A 19,906-nucleotide genomic window follows, 5' to 3' on the forward strand; every position below is an offset into this window, starting at 1 on the left:
TTTTTACACATTTGTGTTTATTCACAATTTCGCACTTTAAAAATTTTTATAATGTCTAAAGTCTAATATTTCATTGTAAAATAAATTATTTTTGACTAGTAAAATAAAATCATCATAGTAACTTTTATAAAGTATAGTAAATATAATATTACATAGCAATAATTAAAAAGTATGGTGATTTTTATGGTTATTGAAACTAAAGTCTATAAAAAGAATCAAACTACAATTCCCGCAGTATATAGAAAAAAGTATGATGTTCAGCCGGATGATATAGTTGAATGGGAAGAGAATGATCGTGGAGAAATTGTAGTTTCTTTCAGGAAAAAATTATCCTTTAGGGACATGATGGGATCAGGAACTGTAAAGACTAAAACAAATGCAGTTCAATTGGAAAAGGAGTTATATGAATGAGCAAATTATTATTGGATACTAATTTCATTGTGGCTGCCATTCTACCGAATGATGAGTTGCATGAGAGGGCAGTTAAATTGGAAATTAAAGAGAATTTAACTGTTTCAAATGAATGTTATGTTTCCAATCAGATTGTATCAGAAGTAATGAACATATTAGGTCAAAAGGATAGTGTTGAAGTAGCTAAAAATACCTACAATATGATGAAAGATAATTTCATTTGGATCAATGAATATGAAATTCCAGATTTCAATGATTCAGTGCTTAGCACATATAAGCGTCTTAATCGAAGAAGAGATAAGGATTTAAAGGCAAAGCATAAATTGGGATTCACTGACTGCTCAATTATAACTACTGCAAAATTGTTTTCGTTAGATTCCATAGTCAGTTTTGATGAGAATTTTCTAAGAAATGATATGGTGGATATTATTTATTAGATTATTTTTTATCAAATTTTACAATATTTATCCTAGTTAATGTTTTTATTTTATCATTTATGTTTATAATTTTCACTTATTTTTAAAATCTTAACTGAAAATTAAGCAAATCTTATTTTAATGTAATAATATAACTGTATTTTAGTAATAACTTTATATATGGATAAATTGCATAATATTAAATAACTAAAAATTAGTCAATTCTATTTAACTGAAATTTTATGAGTGAATTTCCTTATTGAAGTTAAAATTGCTAATTTTAGTTGTTTTTTTAAAAATATTATGGAGATATATTATGGTAGCAAAAACTGTTATGAAAACTATTATTACCTTAGTAACCACTGCATTCGGTTTAGTTGCAGGTTTAGCATGGAACGATGCAATCCAAAAGTTAATTGAAACTTTAGTAGGTACTGGAGACGCACTTAGCGGATTATTCATTTATGCTATTATTGTAACTATCTTAGCTGTTGTTGTAACCATCATTCTTGCTAGAATGGCCGCTAAAATGGGTATTGAAGTAGATGATGAAGTTAAATGAGAATAAGTAGTTTTTATTATTCTCTTTTTTTTTACTTTTTTGATATTATTTTATATTTTTTTAATGTTTTTGAAAATCTTTTTTTATAATTATTTTTTATAATTTAGTATTTTGTTGAATTGTTTGTTTAAGGGGGTTGAAAATGGCAAAATATTGTGGAAACTGTGGCAGGGAACTTTCTGATAATGCAAAGTTTTGTCCTAATTGCGGTTGGGAATACATTCCAAGATACAAGGCCGATCACTATTCAAACTCACAAGCAAAAGAAGAGTTTGATGGTCCATTTGATGATTTTGATAACAGAAGCTCTACAAATCCTTTTGAAAGCTCTTCCAAAAAGAGTTCTGGAAATGATAAGGGAAACATTGGAAATGAAGAGAAATTTCCTTTTAAAAAGGTATGCATAGCTCTTTTCATTCTATTGATGCTCTTTTCAATAATAACATTTTTTGCCTATGACAGCAATAATTCAAGCGATTATGACACTTCAGTTCTAGAGGACAGTGCAGACAATATCTCTCTTGATAAATACAGCTACAATATGAATCCTCACGAAAATTGGGGCAATGAGCCTTATAACCTGTCAATAGATAGGAATGCTTATCTAAGCGGAGAAGGTGAAGCTCAGCTGATTGACTCAAACCATTCATACAACATTGAATCAGATGGATTCAACATCACAGAATATGAAACCTATTACGTGAATGTGGATGATAATGACTGGTATGTATTGGACATTTTCAAATGCGAATTCGAAACTCCTTCCCAAAGGCAAGTCTATTCAACAGATATGGATAATGGAGATCCAATTCTCATTTATGCTGGAAAAGGAGAATATTCTGGCTATGGAATCATAATTCCAAGTTCAAGTGATAATTCCACTTATAAGAATCTTGACTTCTTGGAGTCTATTTTCTATTATGAGAATGAATAATCCTAATTTTTTTACTAAATTAGTTTATTATTTATAATTTTTTTAACTATTTTTAATTTTAATTTTAATTTCAATTAATATTGATTTAATTTAATTAATTCTAATTTAAATACAACATATCATTTATTTGATAAATTACTCTTTAATTATAATCTTATTTTAATATTAAAATAATATTTTACTTTTAAATCAATTTTAAACCTATAAAAACTGTTTAATTTATAAATGATGACTAACTATCTATTTTTGAAGAGAAATATTTTCTAAAAATTCTTTTTCAATATTTTTTTAATTTCAGTCATTTTTAAGATTTTTATTGTTGGGAATTCTTTAGGGTTATTTTTCTTCTAAATTTTATGAGGTGTTATGTACATTGAAATTAAAAATTATATGTTTAATTTGTATGATTCTCTGTGTATTTTTAACATTTTCAACTGTTAGTGCAACTGATTTGGAGGATTTAAGCTTTAATTCAGTTGCAATCGATTCACAGTCTGAATCTTCCTTTACAAATTTAAATGAAGATATAAGTGATAATATTGTAAATAGCAATGAGGATGAGGATTGTGTAGGATCTATGAATGAATTATCCAACTTGGATGGGGATTACAGTCCCAATTTAAGTTCTATTAATTCAGATGAGAGTTCTCTAAAATCTAGTATCAGCCCTAGTGGAAATACATTCAGCAGCATTCAAAGTTCAATCAACAGTGCAAAATCCGGTGATACAATCAATCTAAACGGAAAGACATTTACCGGAAATGGGACAGTCATTATAGTTAACAAATCCGTAACTATAAGTGGTGGTTCTGGAGATGTTAGAGCAACTTTAGATGCAAAAAAGCTATCTGGAATTTTTAGGGTCACCGTTCCTAATGTAAAATTAGTAAACTGCAATTTCATTAATGCAAATGACAAGGCAGTCTACTATCTGGAAGGCAATGGACAAATAAGCAACTGCAATTTCAATCATAATAATGCAAGCACATTCTGTGCGCATATTTATGTTTATCCAAACACTACAAATTTCCTCTTGGAAAACTCTAATTTCTATAACGGATTTTCATGGAAATATTCGAATGTGGCTATAGCTGCAAACAATGTTACAGTTAGAAATTGCACATTCATTAACAATACCGTTAGGAACAATGAGAGCATTCAGGCTTGCGGTGGAGGATTGCAAGTAGGGGTTTCAGAAACAATGATCAATAAGGGGACTGTTGAAAATTGTCTATTCATCAACAATTCAGCCATTTCTGACAATGAAACCACTCATGCAGGTGCATTTTGCTTCCGTCCTGGAATAAAGGTTTCAAATTCCACTTTCATCAATAATTATTGCAATAGAGTGGGAGGAGCCACCACATTGCATTCAGATGGTGACATAATCGATTGTATTTTCATAAATAATAGTGCTGGAATTTATGGAGGTGCTATAAGTACTGGTTTTGAGGTAAACAACATTAGCGTAAATATCAATTCATGCATTTTTGAAAACAACACTGCTCCTATGGGCGGTGCGATTCAAGTAAAAGGAAACAATGTAAGGGTTATTAACTCTACATTCAATGAGAATAAGGCTACTGGCACTGATGGTGGCGCATTGTTCATAATGGGAAATGAGGCAATAATAGTCAATTCCACATTCAATGAGAATTTCGCTAAAAACATTGGTGCTGGAATATTGATTAATGGAACAGACGTTTCAGTGTTGAATTCAAGCTTTGATGCAAACCGGGCAAGCTATGGAGCTGCCGTTTATGTGGTTGGATCAAATTCGAATATTTTCAGTTCTAATTTCACAAATCATAAACTGGTGAATGGTTCTGTATACATTAAAGGGCCTAACACATATGTTTATGACAGCAATTTCAAAAACAATTCATGTGAAAATGGAGCTGCAATTTACATTAAAGGCTCTAACAGCAATCTGATATTGAATAATCTAAGCTTCAACAATGTAAGCAAGAAGGGAGGGGCAATCTATATTGAAGGTTCAAATGCCAACATAATTGCTTCTGATTTTTCAAATAACTCTGCAATTCCGAATAAGTCTGATATCATCAGCGGATTAGGTGGAGCCATCTACATTAAAGGAGATAACAATACTGTTGATTCATCTAATTTCATATTCAATACCGCTCGTAACGGTTCAGCCATTTATACAGATGGGTCAAAAATGACATTATCCAATACCAATTTTGATAAGAATCAAGCTTGGTCATATATTTTGGATTCATATGTAAACCCTGCTATCAGCTATTTCAATGAAAGCGACATTTTAATTAACTTGACTTTAATTGGAGGCAATAATATTGCAAATGCAATCTATAATACTGCATCAATAGATGAAATCTACTTCTATAATGTGAGTTACATATCTTCAAAAGGTCAAAAGATAACAGGAAATGATGAGATACATCCAGTTGATGGGGCGCAAAACAGCTTGAACGGCAGTCTCTTGTATCAGGATGATAGAGAGGATAACCAATTGGTTAATATAATCATTTATAAAGAGATTTCTGATAGTGAACAAGCAGGATTATCTTCTATTGATGAAGTTTCTGATATTATTTCAGGCAATGAGATTATCTTGAATGAAACATTTACAACTGGCATTCTTGGAGATATAAAATTCAATATTAGTGATTATATTGACAATCCATTAAGTCCTGGAAAATATCATCTCTATGCTGAACATTTTGAAGATGATTATTACAAGGAAATAGATGAAACAAATGAATTTGAGGTCATTCCTATTGTTGATGTAGCTATTGACATTGTATCAAGCAGAGTGAATGTTGATTTCAACAAGACAGTTAAATTCACTATTAAAGTCAAGAACAATGGTCCGAACAATGCAACTGGAGTGAATGTAAGTGCAATCATTCCAGAAAGGTTGGTTTACTTTTCTTCTGTTTCTTCAATAGGCACATATAATCCTGATGATGGCATTTGGGATATTGGAAACTTGGGTGTTGGTGAAAATCAAACTTTGGCCATCAATGTTCAAACCAATAAAACAGGACTTATTGACTATCCTGTAAATGTATCATCCATTGAAGAGGATTCCAATCTTACAAATAATTTGGACAATAAGACCATTAGGGTTCTTATGGCAGACTTGGCGATTACAGTCAATGCATCTGAAGAGATTGTAAATCCTGGTGATGTTGTCAATTGGACAATAACCGTTGTAAACAATGGGCCAAACAATGCAAGCAAAGTTGTTGTCTTATTGGATTACCCAGATGAGGAATTGATATATTTAAACAGTTCTAATGACACTTTCAATCAGACTGAGAATAAATTGGAGATTCCAAACTTATTGGTTGGAGATGAAATCAGTTTTGTTATTTCAACCAAAGTGAATTCTTCTGATAAACCATTGGTTCTCAATGCAAATGTAAGTGCAGATACATATGAGCCTATTGAATCCAATAATCATGATTCAGATAGCGTTGATGCTTTGCCTATATGTGATTTGATAACTAAAGTGAGTGTATCTGAAAGTCCTGTAAATAAGGATGATGTTGTGGAGTGGATTGTTGTAGTTTCCAATGATGGCCCTGATGATGCAGTTAATGTCACCCTTTCGTTGTCTGATTTGGAATCATTGGATTTGATTGTTTTGAATGCTTCTGATGATTCATTTGATTTGAGAGATTATGAATGGATAATTGGTGATTTAGAGAGTGGTGAAAATGTTTCATTGATTATCACAACAAGAGTCAATAAATCTGATGAGGCCATAACAGTAACTGCTGATGTTGAAACAAGCACATTAGAGTCTGATTATGAAAACAATATTGATAATGACTCATTGATAATCAATCCTGTATGTGACTTGATAATCAATATCGATGCATCTAATGATACAGTTAACTATGGAGATGTTGTGGAGTGGATTGTTGTAGTTTCCAATGATGGTCCTAATGATGCTTCCAATGTTTCAGTCTCATTGTCTGATTTGGAATCATTAGGATTGATTGTACTAAATTCTTCTAATGATTCTTTTGATTTGGAAAATTATGAATGGATTATTGGTGATTTGGAGAGTGGAGATGAGATTTCATTAAACATCATCACAAAAGCTAACAAATCCAATGAGAACATCATCGTTCTCGCTGATGTGGAAACAAGCACTTATGAACCAAATAAGGAAAACAATCATGACAACGATACTTTGGAAATACTTCCAATTTGTGATATATCTGTTACCAAAATAGCAGATAAGAATCCTGTTTACGTTGATGAGGTTGTAAATTGGATAATAAATGTCACCAATAATGGCCCGGATAAGGCAAGTGAAGTGATTGTAAACGGCAGTTTTCCTGAAAGTTTGGAGTTTGTCATATATGAATTGACTAAAGGCGATTTGGAAACCGTTACAGATGATGGTAATATCGTTGAATTAATTTGGGAAGTCGGTGACTTGGAGAGCAGTGAGTCTGCTTTATTGGTCATATCATCTAAAGCATTGGAGGAAGGAACAGTTGTAAATAGCGTTAGTGCAAACTCTTTCACTCTAGATAGGAACCAATCCAATAACTTTGATTCAGCAAGTGTTGATGTTATTTTGAATGAAAGTGATGATGATAATCCTGATGGTCCTGAAAATCCAGATAATCCTGATGATGTAAAACCGGAAGGCACTGATGATCCTGAAAGCGATCCAAAAGAGGGTGAGGATTATGATGAGTTCTCATGGGATGACTATTTCCCAGATGATCTTTTTGGAAATGATGATAAAGGTTTAGATAAGAATTTAGATTCAAAATCAAATGGAAATCATGTCAAAAATTCTAAAAAGCCTATAGATATTCATAAGAAAAAGACAGGGCATCCATTAGCTTTAGCTATTTTATCTATATTTGCATTGTTTTCATTAGCTATTAGAAAAAATTAAATTTTATTTTTGGAGTTATTTTTAACTCCTTTCTCTTTTTTTAGTGATTTTTTCACATATTCCTTACAATGGTCATTTCCATTTTTTATCTAAAGTATTTAAAGGAATATAAAAATAAAAAGTATTTATATTATTATTTATAAATATATAAATAATCTAAAATATTTATATGATATTATTTTTTATAAAATTAATAATAATTTCATTATAAAAATTTTAAATAAAAATTAGTTAATTTTAAATAATTAAAAGGTTAACTAATTGTAATAATTAAATATTAATTAAATTAAGATAACTAATGAAAATTATATAGTTTGGAGGAATATATTTGCTTTTATTAATTAGTCCTATAAATCATGATGAAGCTATTGAATCCATTGAAGGTGGAGCAGACATAGTTGATGTAAAAAATCCTAAAGAAGGTTCCCTTGGTGCAAATTTCCCTTGGGTTATTAAGGATATCAGAGAACTTACTCCTGATGACATGCTTGTAAGTGCAACTTTAGGAGATGTTCCATACAAGCCTGGAACCGTATCTTTAGCTGCTATGGGTGCATTGGTTTCTGGTGCAGATTACATTAAAGTAGGATTATACGGTCCAAGTAACTATGAAGAAGCTTTAGAAGTAATGGAAAACGTAGTTAAAACTGTAAAGGATACAGATTCTAATGCTATTGTTGTTGCTTCCGGTTATGCTGATGCTCATAGAGTTGGAGCTGTAAGTCCATGGGATATTCCTAAAGTGGCAAGAGATGCTGGAGCAGATTTGGCTATGTTAGACACTGCTGTTAAAGATGGGCACACTTTATTTGATTACTTAGATATTGATGATTGTAAAAAATTCACTGAAGAAGCTCATGGCTATGGATTGAAAGTAGCTTTAGCAGGTTCTGTTAAAAAAGACCAATTAAAACCATTATATGACATTGGATGTGATGTAGTTGGTGTTAGAGGAGCTGCTTGTGTAGGTGGAGACAGAAACACCGGACACATTGATAGAACTGCTGTAGCTGAATTAAAAGAGCTCGTTAAATCCTTTGAAGAATAATTTCAAATATTTTTTAAATATATGCTTATAATTATCTTAATTTTCTTAAATTAGGATAATTTTTTTTAAATCATTTTCATTAATTTTTAATTACACTTTTATTTTTTACAATTTTTAGGAGGAAAAAAATTGCAATTTTCAGATAAGATATATAATGCAAAACCTGGTTACACTTATGATGATTTTTTATTAGTTCCTAACGCTTCCTGGATTGAAGCAAAGGATGTAGAAACTAAAGTAAACTTAACTAAAGACATCCAATTAAATATCCCTATTATGAGTGCTGCAATGGACACAGTTACTGAAGCAAATTTAGCTATTGCACTTGCTCAAGAAGGAGGAGTCGGTGTTATTCACCGTAACATCACTCAAGAGGCACAAGTGGAAGAGGTTAAAAAAGTAAAAAGCGCTGAAGACATTACCGTACGTGATGTAGTGACAATCAGTCCTGAATCTTCCATTGAAACTGTCCAAGACATTATGGAAAACGAATCAGTTAGCGGTCTTCCTGTTATTGAAAACGAGAAGATTGTTGGAATCATCTCTAAAAGAGATGTAAGGCCTTTCCTAAAATCTGATTCCAAAAAATTAGTCAAGGACATAATGACCTCTGAAGTTGTTACAATCAAAGAGAACACCCCTTCTGAAGAGGCATTGGATATCGCTTATGAAAACAAGGTTGAAAGATTGCCTGTTGTTAGTGAAGATGGTGATTTGGTAGGTATTCTTACCATTAAGGATATCTTAAATCAAGATCAACACCCTAATGCTGCACTTGATAAGAATGGTAAATACTTAGTTGCAGCAGCTTGTGGTCCTTTCGATTTGGACAGAGCTATGGCATTGGATGAAGCTGGAGCAGACATCATTTCAATCGACTGTGCTCATGCTCATAACATGAATGTAGTTAAATTTGCAGAAACCATCAAGGACAATATCGATGCAGACTTATGTATGGGTAACATTGCAACCCGTGAAGCTGCAGAAGACTTGATTGCTCATGGTGCAGACGGTCTTAAGGTAGGTATTGGTCCTGGTTCCATTTGTACTACCCGTATTGTCGCAGGTATCGGTGTACCACAGGTTACAGCTATTGCAGAAGTGGCAGATATTGCTAGCGAAGCTGGAGTTCCTGTCATTGCTGACGGAGGACTCAGATACTCCGGTGACATTGCAAAAGCTATTGGTGCCGGTGCAGATGTTGTAATGCTTGGTAACTTGCTTGCAGGAACCTTGGAAGCTCCTGGTGACATAGTTACCATGAATGGTAGAAAATACAAAACCTACCGTGGAATGGGTTCCATTGGAGCTATGACTGGTGGATCCGGTGGTGGAGCAGACAGATACTTCCAAGAAGTGGATAAAGGCACCCACATGAAACATTCAAAATTAGTGGCTGAAGGTGTAGAAGGTGTAGTTCCATATAAGGGAACTGTGGCTGAAGTTGTATTCCAATTGGTTGGAGGATTAAAGTCTTCCATGGGTTACTGTGGTGCTCGTGACATCCAAAACATGAAGGAAGTTGCTCGTTTCGTTAGAATCACTGCAAGTGGTATCAAGGAATCACATCCTCATGAATTGATGATCACTAACGAAAGTCCAAATTATCCAAATTTTGAATAATTGGGACTATTAATTTGAATTTAGAATAATCTATCATTATTCTTTTTCAATTATTTTTTAAAGATCATTTTTATTTTGATTTGTTGTTTTTTAAATCAAATAATTATTTTTTACAATTCTAAATAGAATTGCTTTTTAAAGTCTTTAAATAGTAGATAAAATATTTTAAAAAAATTATTTATTCTATTTTTAACAGGTTTTATAAAATATTTTAAAAAATTTACTATAAAGGAGAGATTATATTATGTTAGATTTTATTAAAAGACTTTGGAATCCTGTTGCATTTTGGATTAGTTTTATGATGAGCATTATTATGCCAATCATTTTTGGTGTACTTCCATTTTATTTAACTGGAAATGGAATTTCAATGGAAAACTGTTTAATCTTATGGCCTTTAAGATGGCTAGTGGCTTATTTATTAATCAATACTTTTGTTAAGGATACTGGTTTGAAATTAGCTGCTAAAGTTTTTAAATTTGACCCTGGTTATTAAATACTTAACGAATTTAATTTCCACTTCTTAAAACGAATACTTTATTAAATTAAAGGAATAAACTACTATATAAATTAATTAACAATTATTTGCTTATTTGATTAAAAAGTCTTATACTGATTGATAATTTGTATAATTTGTATAATTTTTATAATTTTTATAATTTTTATTGGAGTTTATAAAATGAGAGAAAACAACGAAAGAAGTTGGAAAATCAGATTTGCAATAATCATGTTTGTCTTGGCAGTTGCCATCTTTTTAGCAAGATATCTTATCTTTGGAGATGGTGAAGAGATTATTGCTTATCTTTGGAAACATATAGGTTTCATTCCAATTGACATATTGATTGTCGCATTCCTGCTTGAAGGCATAATGGGCAAAAAGGAACATGAAGCTATTTTAGAGAAAATAGACATGCTTATGGGTACTTTCTTCTCAGAAATTGGAAATGATCTTTTAGCTGAGCTCAGCAAAGTCAATAAGAACAAGATCAATACCGAAAACCTAAAGGATATCAGAAACTGGGATGAAAAGGATTTCGATAATAAGATGAAGGAATTGAAAGAAAATGGGCTTGACTTCAAAGTGGATATTCCGCCAGAAGAAAGAGAGGAGTTCTTAACAAATTTTCATTCAATTCTTGTTGAAAAAAGGGAATTTTTAGTAAACCTCATCAACAACCCTAATCTTTTGGAAAAAGATGAATTCTCTTCACTCTTGCTTGCTTTATTGCATTTGGATGAAGAGCTTTCCCGTAGAGGTGAATTCTCAGACATTAAAGATGCTGATTTCAATCACTTAAACGGTGATATGAAGAGAGTATACACTAAATTGGTGTATGAATGGGTTTATTATTTAAAATACCTTAAAAAATACTATCCTTACATGACTTCACTTGCTATCCGTACCAATCCATTCGATAGCGAAGCGGATGTTCATGTAAAGGAATAGATTAATTCAATGATTAATTGATTTTCAAATTTCAATTAATCAAACTTTTCTTTTTTTAATTTAATTCACTTTTATTTTTATAGTGATGTTTATGAATGGTCAAAAATTGTATTCTTGCATAGTTTTATCAGGAGGAATGAGTAGAAGAATGGGTCAGGATAAGGGGTCTATGATTATTAAAGAGAAACCTATGATTTTACACATACTTGAAAGATTAAACTATAAAATAAATGATGCTACAATTGTTTTAAATGATGCTCAAAGGATAGCTGATTATCAGTCATTACTTAATCAGTATTGTGATGATGATATTGAAGATAATTTTGATTATTCATTAAATTTTGTTGAGGATGAGATTAAGGGAAAAGGTCCAATATCAGGAATCATGACTGGGTTGAAGAATATAAAAACAGATTATGCACTTGTTTTGCCTTGTGATTCCCCTTTTATCAGTGAGGAAAATATAGATGCAATGTTTAAGCTATTGGATGAAAACTTGGAATCTGATATTGATGCAATCATTCCATTTCACATAAAATCAAATAAGGACAAGTTCAAGGATAATGATGAATTTAATTTTGATGATGCAAGTGAAATGACCGTTGACATGAAAATAGCAAACTCTGAGCCATTGCATGCAATATATAAAAAAGAGAATTTGAATAAGATTGATGAGCTTTTAAAAGAAGATAACTTATATGTAAAGTCATTCATTAAAGGCTTGAAAAATCCTTGCTTTATAGAAGTTGACAATAGGGTTCTCTTTGAAAAGGACTTTAGAAACTTTAACAGAAAAGAAGATCTTGATGATTTAGAGTAATATCAATTAATGTCTTTTTAAAGCTATTTTTCATATAACTTTTTTTTACAATCATCTTTTTTTAGCAAAAATGATAGTCATTGGATTTTGACTTTCCATTTTTATTCCCTTATACAATAATTGCCCTTTTGTAATGTTTACTTGGGTGATTTGTGGATTGTAATTCAATTCATCCAATTTATTGACTACATTCACTTCAATGTCAAGGAAATTGGTTAAAATAAGTATTCTGCCTTTAGAATTAATTTTTTCATGGACAATATCTAAGATTTCATTGTAATTGTCATTCTTGGCATGTAGTATAGCAATATCAAAATTTTCTATTTTTTCAATTGCAGATAAGTCATTCTCATTCATCAATTCAACATTATCGATATTTCCATGCTTTTTAATATTATTTTCACTTATTGTGATGGCTTGTGGACTTTCATCTATTGCATATACCTTTTGAGCAAGATTGGAAAATTCTGATGAGATCTCTCCAACACCGCAATTGATGTCTAAAACAATATCTGAATCATTTACATCAGATTTATAGATTATGATTGATCTGATTTCCTCTTTTAGGAATCCTGATATGTCACATGTTGTTAATAAATCAAAGTCATTAATCATATTTCCAACTCAAAAGAAATTATTTATTGGGTATTTGATTATGGTTTTTCCCATCTTTTAAACATTTCATTGTCTATTCTTAAAACATCCAATACTTTTCCTACAATAAAGTCAGTCATGTCCTTGATGTCTTTAGGTTCATGGTAGAATGCAGGCATTGCAGGTAGGATAATTCCTCCCTCTTTAGAGATTCTAAGCATATTTTCAAGATGAACATCCCTTAATGGGGTTTCTCTTGGCACTAAAACAAGGTTTCTTCTCTCTTTCAATGCAACATCCGCTACACGGCTAATTGAGTTGGATGCATAGCCATTAGCTATTGCAGATACGGTTTTCATGGAACAAGGGATGATAACCATGGAATCGAATTTAAATGAACCGCTGTTGATGGATGAATCGATCTCATTCGCTTCGAAATAGTGGTCTGCCAATGATTCAATCTCTTCTAAATTGCAATCGTTCAATTCATATTTCATCACTATTTTAGCTGAATCGCTGATTAATAATCCTGTTTCTACATTAAGTTCTTTCAGTGCCTTTAGCATTTCAACTCCGTAGATTACTCCACTTGCACCTGTAATAGCTATTACTATCATCTTATCCTCTCTTGAAAATAATATTAATCTTATTTATGATATAATTATATTTTATTTATTGTTATTTTTATTATTTAATTTAAAACAATGTAGACTGTTCAAAATGAATTGTATCAAATTTATTCACTCTTTCTGGCAAATCAATGTAATTGTCTAGCTTTAACCTATTTATTTTTCCCATATCTTCCTTAGGAACATAAAGTGCAATATCTGCTGAATTGAACCTTGCACTGCTTAAAGCACCCACTATGCTTGAAATCTCGTTAAGATGGTATAGGTTTTCTCCAAAGGACACCCATGTTTTCATCTCATCAAAACTTGGATATTCAGATATGTTTAAGATAACGTAATTTCTGTCTAAACCGAAGTCTTCACTGATTTCCTCTTCTGCCTTAGCCAGTTTTTCCTTTTCAATCTTAAATATTTGCTCAGGGTTTTCAAATCCATTTACAGGTTCTGATCTGGCTACCTTCAATAACTGTCTGTTGTCAATGCGTTCCATTATGTCTCTTGAAAATCCTTCAGAGCTTCTGCACATGCTTATCATGTCTGAATCATCGTATTTGTACATCTCATTAGGATTTACAATGTCTTGACTGATCATATGCCTTAGGCATCTTCTAAACATTGCATTGATGATTCTTGTAGTGTGGTGCTGATAAACACTTGGATACATTAGATAACGGGCTGTAAGTGCTGCTTCTGCAGCTTGAACACCTTTGATGTCCAATATCAATTCTCTCTTTAGCTTTAAGTTGCTTATGATACGTTCAGTATCGATTACTCCATAAGCCACCCCAGTGTAATGTGAGTCCCTAATGAGGTAATCCATACGGTCCATATCCAATTCTCCAGAGATGATAGGGCCTAATCTGCCTTTACCGTTAATGATATCGACAATTTCTTGTGTGTTGAATTTTTCTGATAGCTTGTCTGCCAAGCTGGTTTTTGTCACTATAAAACCGGTTAACTCTTCATGAGGAACATCAAAAACAGCTTCTGAAACATGTGAGAATGGGCCATGTCCTGCATCGTGCAATAAACCAGCCATTCTAACCAATTCCTTGTCATGTTCATCCAATTCCAATTGTTCAGCAAGCTTTGATGCAAGATGCATTGTTCCAATGCAATGCTCAAAACGAGAGTGGTTAGCTCCAGGATAGATCAATGAAATGAATCCTAATTGCTTTACCCTTCTTAATCTTTGAACTTGTGGGTAGTCCAATACTTCCACTTCAAATTCAGTTAGCGGCAAGTTTCCATGGATACTGTCTCTGATGAATTTTTGGCGTGACATAATAACACATCTTAGAATTTTGAATTTTTAAAAATTATAATTTTATTTCTCTATTTTTTAATTCTTTCATTTTTGATTTTCAAATCTTAAAATATTCAACAATTATCTAATCATATTTTTAAAAGACTTATTTAATAAAGTTTTCTAATATTTAGACTAATTTAATCTTTTTATTCCCATTTTTTTGCTAGTTAAATTAAAATTTTTCAATTTCAATCAATATTTTCCTTTTTTTGAAATTTTTAATCTCATTTTAATATTGTTTTCATTGAAATAATTTTTAGTTTTCTCTTTATAATGTAATATTATTATCGATTAAAAAAATTCAGATTTCCTTTTTCGATATGTAAAAAAATCGTAATCGTAAAAAACTATTTTAATTGCTTTAATAGTAATATTTATATAGTATTAAGACAAATTACATTATATGCAATTATCGAATTGTATAATTATTGATAAATTCATATCGAGGTATTATTATGGAAATTAGTGCAAGAAACGGATTAACCGGAAAAGTCGAAGATGTAAAATTAGGTGAAGTCATGGCAAGTATTAAAATTGAAATAACCGAACCTGGTGTCATCACTGCAGTTATTACCAGAGAATCTGCAGAAGAATTAGACTTAAAAGAAGGAGACGAAGTAAAAGCTATTATCAAATCTACTGAAGTAATGGTAGCTAAATAAGTTTAATAGTTTTAAAAATTAGAAAATTAATAATTTTATTTTTATTGGTGATAAAATGGAAATTAGTGCAAGAAACGGTATTAAAGGAACTGTTGAAAGTTTAAAATTAGGTGCTGTAATGGCAAGCATTAAAATTAAAGTAGAAGATCCAGCTTTACTCACTGCAGCAATTACCAGAGAATCTGCAGAAGAATTAGAATTAGCTATTGGTAATGAAGTAAAAGCTATTATTAAATCTACCGAAGTAATGGTAGCTAAATAGATTTATTCTATTTACTTACTTTTAACTTTAATTTTAATAAAGTTTAGAAATTTATAATTAATAGTATTATTTAAATAGTATTTAGATATTTTAATGGTCTGTTCTGTTAAAATAAGTTTTTAGGTAATTTTATAGATTTTGTAAAATCTATCTCTTTTTAATCTTTTAAATATTTTAAAAAAAGCTTTTTTTTTTTTAATGATTAATAATATTTTTTCGCATTGAAATAATTAATAAGTTTATTTAATAAAATAGTAATGGGGGAAGAATTATCCTCCTGCCATTATAACTTTAGTTCCTTGATTGGAAAGCTCTTCTTTTTTAAAGTCAATTTCATGTTTAACTCTTTCAATAACTTCTGTGAGAGCTTCTAAGGTTTCGCCTCTATGAGGTCCGAGAACAACTACAAGGAATAATTGATCTCCTGTGTAGAACTCTCCAATATAATGGATAACGCTTATTTCAAATACTCCATGTTTCACTTTAGCTGTTTCTACAATGGATTCGATATCTGCTAATCCCTTTTCCTTATCTGGGAGAGTTAATGTAAGTTTATCTACAGTCTTGTTTTCTTCTGTTCCTCTTACGATTCCTTCAAAACTGTAAATTGCTCCAGCTTCATCAACTCTTTGTGATTTTTTAATGTCTTCAATTAAGTCTCCAATAGTGAAGTATTCTTCGTCTTTCTCTACAATTTTTATTACCATTTTATCATCCTAATAAATAATGAATAAAAAATTTAAGTTTGATACTTAAAGTTAATTTGTCTTATTCCATTAATATATTTAATTTTTTTATTAATAAATATAACTATTGTTATATAATTTTTCTAAAAAAATAGAAAATGAATAAGGATCATTTTTCACTTAATTCCTTTTTGCTCAATTCTTTGATCCTGCATACTCCATCTATCTCGTCAATGACATCTGCTGTAGCTTTAGGAACAAGAGATCTCCAATCTCCATCATTTAAAATTCTATCTCTTATTTCAGTTCCAGACAAGACTTCCCTATCAAATAGCTCTGGCTGATAGACATCGTATCCATCTTCCTTGAACAATCTTTTTACAAGAGCATTTCCGCTATATACATTACTGAAAGGAGGAGTCAGCATCTTGACTTGAGCAACCCACAATGCATTTCTATTGATGTCTTCAATAGGTATGATGTAATACCTTTTAGGGTCGATATCTGCATCATCCAATGCTTGGGTCATCATCATGATCCTTTCACCTGCAGTAAATGGGTCCTTTAGCTCATGGCTTAACTGAGCGCTTCCAATACCAATTACAACTTCATCAACAAAATTCAATGTCTTTTCTATAATTTGGATATGGCCATTATGAACAGGTTGCATTCTTCCAATTAATAAGCCACGTGTTACGTTCTTCATTGTATCTCTTTTTATTCCTTATAATATTAATATTTGATTATTTGATTTTTATTAAAGAATAAGTAAATTAGAGAAATTTATAAATTCATTGATTTTTAATGAGGAATAAGTAAATTAGTAAAATTTAAAAATTGCTAATTTAAATTAAATGTATAAAAATAATCATTTTTACCTTAAAATGTCTGATTTTTTACTTAATTTAATTAATAAATATTTTCTAATCTTTATTAATAATTTAATCACTTTTTAGTTAAAATTAAATCATCTAACCTATTAAAATTAATTATTTTTTTCAATTCATAGAAAACTTTATATGTTATATGGAACTGATTTAAAATTATGTACGATAGAATTAATGTGGCATCCAAAACTAAGAAGATTTTAGATAGCGCTTTTGATGAGCCTATCTCAGTTGAAGATGGGAATTACTTAATGAACCTAAAGGGTTCAGAAATTTATCCGCTTTTGGCTACTGCAGATGCGGTACGTGAAGAGATTGTTGGTGATAAGGTCACTTTCATCAATAACTGCAACATCAACTTCACAAACATCTGTCATGTACGTTGTGGATTTTGTGCTTTCGGTAAGGATCCGGATGATCCTGAAGCTTATTTATTAGATGATGAAGGCATATTGAATAAGGCTGAAGGCAGTTACCGTGATGGGGCACGCGAATTCACATTGATGGGCGGAGTCCTTGAAGATGCAACAATAGAATATTATGAGCATCTTTTGAAATTGCTCAAGTCACATTACCCTAAAGTGGAAATCCATGGATTTTCACCAACCATGATTAGAGATGCTGCACTAAACAGTGAAATACCTGTAGATGAAGCGTTTAAAATATTGAAAAAGGCAGGTTTAGACACTTTACCTGGAACTGCTGCTGAGATATTGGCAGATCGTTCAAGAGAAATAATATGCCCTAAAAAGGTATCAACTCAAGAATGGATTGATGTAGTGAAGATAGCTCAGAAAGTTGGAATAACCGGTTCTGCTACCATGATGTATGGTCATGTGGAAACCATTGAAGAGAGAGTTGAACACTTAGATATTCTTAGACAAATCCAACTTGATACTGGAGGATTCAATGAATTCATTCCAATGACATTCATGCATGAATACTCCCCGATTTTCCTTGAAGGACAAAGGGATTTGGGAGCTACAGGTACTCAAGATTTAAAGCTTTATGCTGTTGCTAGATTAATGTTTAGAGACATCATTCCTAATATTCAAGTCTCTTGGGTAAAAATGGGCTTTAGATTTGCTCAAGTTTCACTTTTAGCAGGTGCTAATGACTTAGGGGGCACTTTGGGTGGAGATGAATTGTCTGCAGCTTCTGGAGCTCCAGATGGTGTTAATGCAAGCATTAGAGACCTAACTAAATTAGTCAATGACTTGGGAAGAGTTCCAATAGAAAGAAACTCCACTTATACTGAATTCTATCCAATTGAATTCTAAATTACTTTTTTCTATTTTTTTAATCTAATTTAATAGGATGAAAGGATATCTAAGGCAAATCAAACTGTTAACTTTTTGTAAAATTCGACTATCGTGAAACTACAGTTCATTCAATGAAAATTAGGATCCTTTGAATTATGAAAAGGATAACAAGTAAAACTTGTCTCAAAGTCATGACCATACTTTCACCTCCTTTCATTGAAAAGATTGTGATTTTTTAAGATATCGAAACCTTAATAATTAGTTTAAATTTATTATTTATATGTTTAACTAATTTTATGGCTTTTAATTTCAGTTTAATTGTCATATTGCATTTATTTCGTAAAAAATAGTCTTTTTAAGAAATTTATTTTAAAATGCAATAAAATAAGATTTGATAAATTATCGAATTATAAGAATAGGATAGAAAAATTAATTGAAAATAGTTTTCAAAAAAATTAAAAATAGTATATCAAATGTTAACGGAATCCAAAGAAATTTGGATTCATTAACATCTCCTTCTTTTCAACAAAATGGAGTTTATATAAAGGTGTAAACCCTTAAATTATTTTAAGATTTATATTATTTAAATCTTATCAATTATGAAAGAATTAAGTTTATTTTACAGTAAATATTGCTTTCATTTCGTTATTTTTCAATTTTTAAATTAAATTATAACTCAACTCCTTTTTCAATTATCCTTTCCTTCAAGTCTTTCATTGCCTCTTTAACTTCATCCTCTGCAACTACATCAATTAGTCTCTCGTTTTCCTTGAATTTCTTGATATATTCATCCTTTTTCTCATCATCGATTATATCAATTCTTGAATAGTCTACAAGAGATTCCAAAAATGCGAATATTCCTCTGTTTAGAGCTTTTGTTCCAGGCTTATTGATTATGATCTTTATGGATTCTGCATTGACGATGCTGAATTTAGCTCCATCATTCACATGGTCCTTTCCTATTTCCTTATCTTCAATTGATTTTACAAGTGCAATGAAGTAAGCGTCAGCATTTTTCATATATACTATGTCATCATCCTTAACAAACTCTTTAGGCTCTAGATTGCCATATAATGAACGTGCAAATACACTTGGATCACTTGTAATGTTTACAACAAAAATTCCGGTTTCCTTAATGTTTTCCAATGTTTTGCTTCCTTCAAATATTCTCCCAAGAACTGCATAGTCATCTACACATTTGAGTCCTATTGGAGCTGCATCCATTTCACCTGCCTTGTTCATGGTGGTGTAGATTGTTTCATATTTTCCTCCAGCCTTGATTCCAATGCTTTCTAAACTAAATGACATTATTAATCTCCTGTTTGTTAAATTAAACAAATTTATTTCTGTTTAAAATATTTATGAATATTTTATTCATCTTAATTCTTATATTTAATTATTAAATGATTAATGAAAAGGTTTTAAATATAGGTAATTTAATATTATAT

General features: G+C 31.0%; 19 protein-coding genes. 13 read left to right on the forward strand and 6 right to left on the reverse strand.

The features are described from left to right. Positions 1-183 precede the first annotated feature (183 nt). The 10 genes from VW161_RS02680 to VW161_RS02725 all read left to right on the forward strand — a co-directional run bounded on the left by VW161_RS02680 (position 184) and on the right by VW161_RS02725 (position 12,167). Positions 184-411, forward strand: a complete 228-nt coding sequence (locus VW161_RS02680; protein ID WP_304163180.1) for an AbrB/MazE/SpoVT family DNA-binding domain-containing protein — start codon at positions 184-186, stop codon at positions 409-411. Further along, positions 408-848 carry a type II toxin-antitoxin system VapC family toxin gene (locus tag VW161_RS02685; RefSeq protein ID WP_304093829.1) on the forward strand — a complete coding sequence of 147 codons (441 nt, stop codon included), beginning with the start codon at positions 408-410 and terminating at the stop codon, positions 846-848. Before VW161_RS02680 ends, VW161_RS02685 begins: the two co-directional genes overlap by 4 nt. 295 nt (positions 849-1,143) lie before the next feature. Beyond that, the gene (locus VW161_RS02690) at positions 1,144-1,389 is read left to right on the forward strand and encodes a DUF5654 family protein (protein ID WP_304086139.1); all 246 of its coding nucleotides are present in this window, start codon (positions 1,144-1,146) and stop codon (positions 1,387-1,389) included. Positions 1,390-1,531: 142 nt separating this feature from the next. Then, positions 1,532-2,323: a zinc ribbon domain-containing protein gene (locus tag VW161_RS02695; RefSeq protein WP_325192687.1), complete on the forward strand. Its 792-nt coding sequence runs from the start codon at positions 1,532-1,534 to the stop codon at positions 2,321-2,323. Between the two features lie 403 nt (positions 2,324-2,726). Then, a complete protein-coding gene (locus tag VW161_RS02700) occupies positions 2,727-7,232 on the forward strand; it encodes a hypothetical protein (protein WP_304102227.1) in 4,506 nt (1,501 codons plus the stop codon). A 328-nt stretch (positions 7,233-7,560) separates the two neighbouring features. Next, positions 7,561-8,280, forward strand: coding sequence for a (5-formylfuran-3-yl)methyl phosphate synthase (locus VW161_RS02705; protein ID WP_304102230.1), 720 nt, complete (start codon positions 7,561-7,563; stop codon positions 8,278-8,280). A gap of 129 nt (positions 8,281-8,409) precedes the next feature. Then, a complete protein-coding gene (gene guaB, locus VW161_RS02710) occupies positions 8,410-9,903 on the forward strand; it encodes an IMP dehydrogenase (protein ID WP_304094447.1) in 1,494 nt (497 codons plus the stop codon). A gap of 244 nt (positions 9,904-10,147) precedes the next feature. Then, positions 10,148-10,396, forward strand: coding sequence for a hypothetical protein (locus tag VW161_RS02715; protein ID WP_304086129.1), 249 nt, complete (start codon positions 10,148-10,150; stop codon positions 10,394-10,396). A gap of 183 nt (positions 10,397-10,579) precedes the next feature. Then, positions 10,580-11,347, forward strand: a complete 768-nt coding sequence (locus VW161_RS02720) for a hypothetical protein (protein WP_304094446.1) — start codon at positions 10,580-10,582, stop codon at positions 11,345-11,347. Between the two features lie 91 nt (positions 11,348-11,438). Next, positions 11,439-12,167: a molybdenum cofactor guanylyltransferase gene (locus VW161_RS02725; RefSeq protein WP_304094445.1), complete on the forward strand. Its 729-nt coding sequence runs from the start codon at positions 11,439-11,441 to the stop codon at positions 12,165-12,167. A gap of 51 nt (positions 12,168-12,218) precedes the next feature. Here VW161_RS02725 and VW161_RS02730 read toward each other — a convergent pair whose 3' ends face one another. The 3 genes from VW161_RS02730 to VW161_RS02740 all read right to left on the reverse strand — a co-directional run bounded on the left by VW161_RS02730 (position 12,219) and on the right by VW161_RS02740 (position 14,678). Continuing rightward, on the reverse strand, positions 12,219-12,782 hold the full coding sequence (locus tag VW161_RS02730; RefSeq protein WP_304086123.1) for a methyltransferase domain-containing protein: 564 nt from the start codon (positions 12,780-12,782) through the stop codon (positions 12,219-12,221). Between the two features lie 38 nt (positions 12,783-12,820). Next, entirely contained in the window at positions 12,821-13,378 is a 558-nt protein-coding gene (locus VW161_RS02735) for a UbiX family flavin prenyltransferase (RefSeq protein WP_304086121.1), read from the reverse strand. Positions 13,379-13,457: 79 nt separating this feature from the next. Next, positions 13,458-14,678, reverse strand: coding sequence for an HD domain-containing protein (locus VW161_RS02740; RefSeq protein ID WP_304086152.1), 1,221 nt, complete (start codon positions 14,676-14,678; stop codon positions 13,458-13,460). 476 nt (positions 14,679-15,154) lie between these two features. Here VW161_RS02740 and VW161_RS02745 point away from each other — a divergent pair, with 476 nt between their 5' ends. Both VW161_RS02745 and VW161_RS02750 read left to right on the forward strand, forming a co-directional pair. Then, positions 15,155-15,361, forward strand: coding sequence for a TOBE domain-containing protein (locus tag VW161_RS02745; RefSeq protein WP_295607146.1), 207 nt, complete (start codon positions 15,155-15,157; stop codon positions 15,359-15,361). 55 nt (positions 15,362-15,416) lie between these two features. Then, complete coding sequence (locus VW161_RS02750; RefSeq protein WP_304094444.1) at positions 15,417-15,623, forward strand: TOBE domain-containing protein; 207 nt, start codon at positions 15,417-15,419, stop codon at positions 15,621-15,623. Between the two features lie 269 nt (positions 15,624-15,892). Here the strand turns inward: VW161_RS02750 and VW161_RS02755 are convergent, their stop codons facing one another. Both VW161_RS02755 and VW161_RS02760 read right to left on the reverse strand, forming a co-directional pair. After that, positions 15,893-16,330: a molybdenum cofactor biosynthesis protein MoaE gene (locus tag VW161_RS02755; protein ID WP_304086118.1), complete on the reverse strand. Its 438-nt coding sequence runs from the start codon at positions 16,328-16,330 to the stop codon at positions 15,893-15,895. A 148-nt stretch (positions 16,331-16,478) separates the two neighbouring features. Continuing rightward, complete coding sequence (locus VW161_RS02760) at positions 16,479-17,015, reverse strand: nicotinamide-nucleotide adenylyltransferase (protein WP_304086117.1); 537 nt, start codon at positions 17,013-17,015, stop codon at positions 16,479-16,481. 339 nt (positions 17,016-17,354) lie between these two features. Here VW161_RS02760 and cofH point away from each other — a divergent pair, with 339 nt between their 5' ends. Beyond that, the gene (gene cofH, locus VW161_RS02765; protein ID WP_304086115.1) at positions 17,355-18,476 is read left to right on the forward strand and encodes a 5-amino-6-(D-ribitylamino)uracil--L-tyrosine 4-hydroxyphenyl transferase CofH; all 1,122 of its coding nucleotides are present in this window, start codon (positions 17,355-17,357) and stop codon (positions 18,474-18,476) included. 651 nt (positions 18,477-19,127) lie between these two features. Here cofH and VW161_RS02770 read toward each other — a convergent pair. After that, complete coding sequence (locus tag VW161_RS02770) at positions 19,128-19,766, reverse strand: DUF447 domain-containing protein (protein WP_304086113.1); 639 nt, start codon at positions 19,764-19,766, stop codon at positions 19,128-19,130. Between the last annotated feature and the right edge of the window lie 140 nt (positions 19,767-19,906).

The organism is Methanobrevibacter ruminantium, assembly GCF_016294135.1.
GTDB lineage: Archaea > Methanobacteriota > Methanobacteria > Methanobacteriales > Methanobacteriaceae > Methanobrevibacter > Methanobrevibacter ruminantium_A.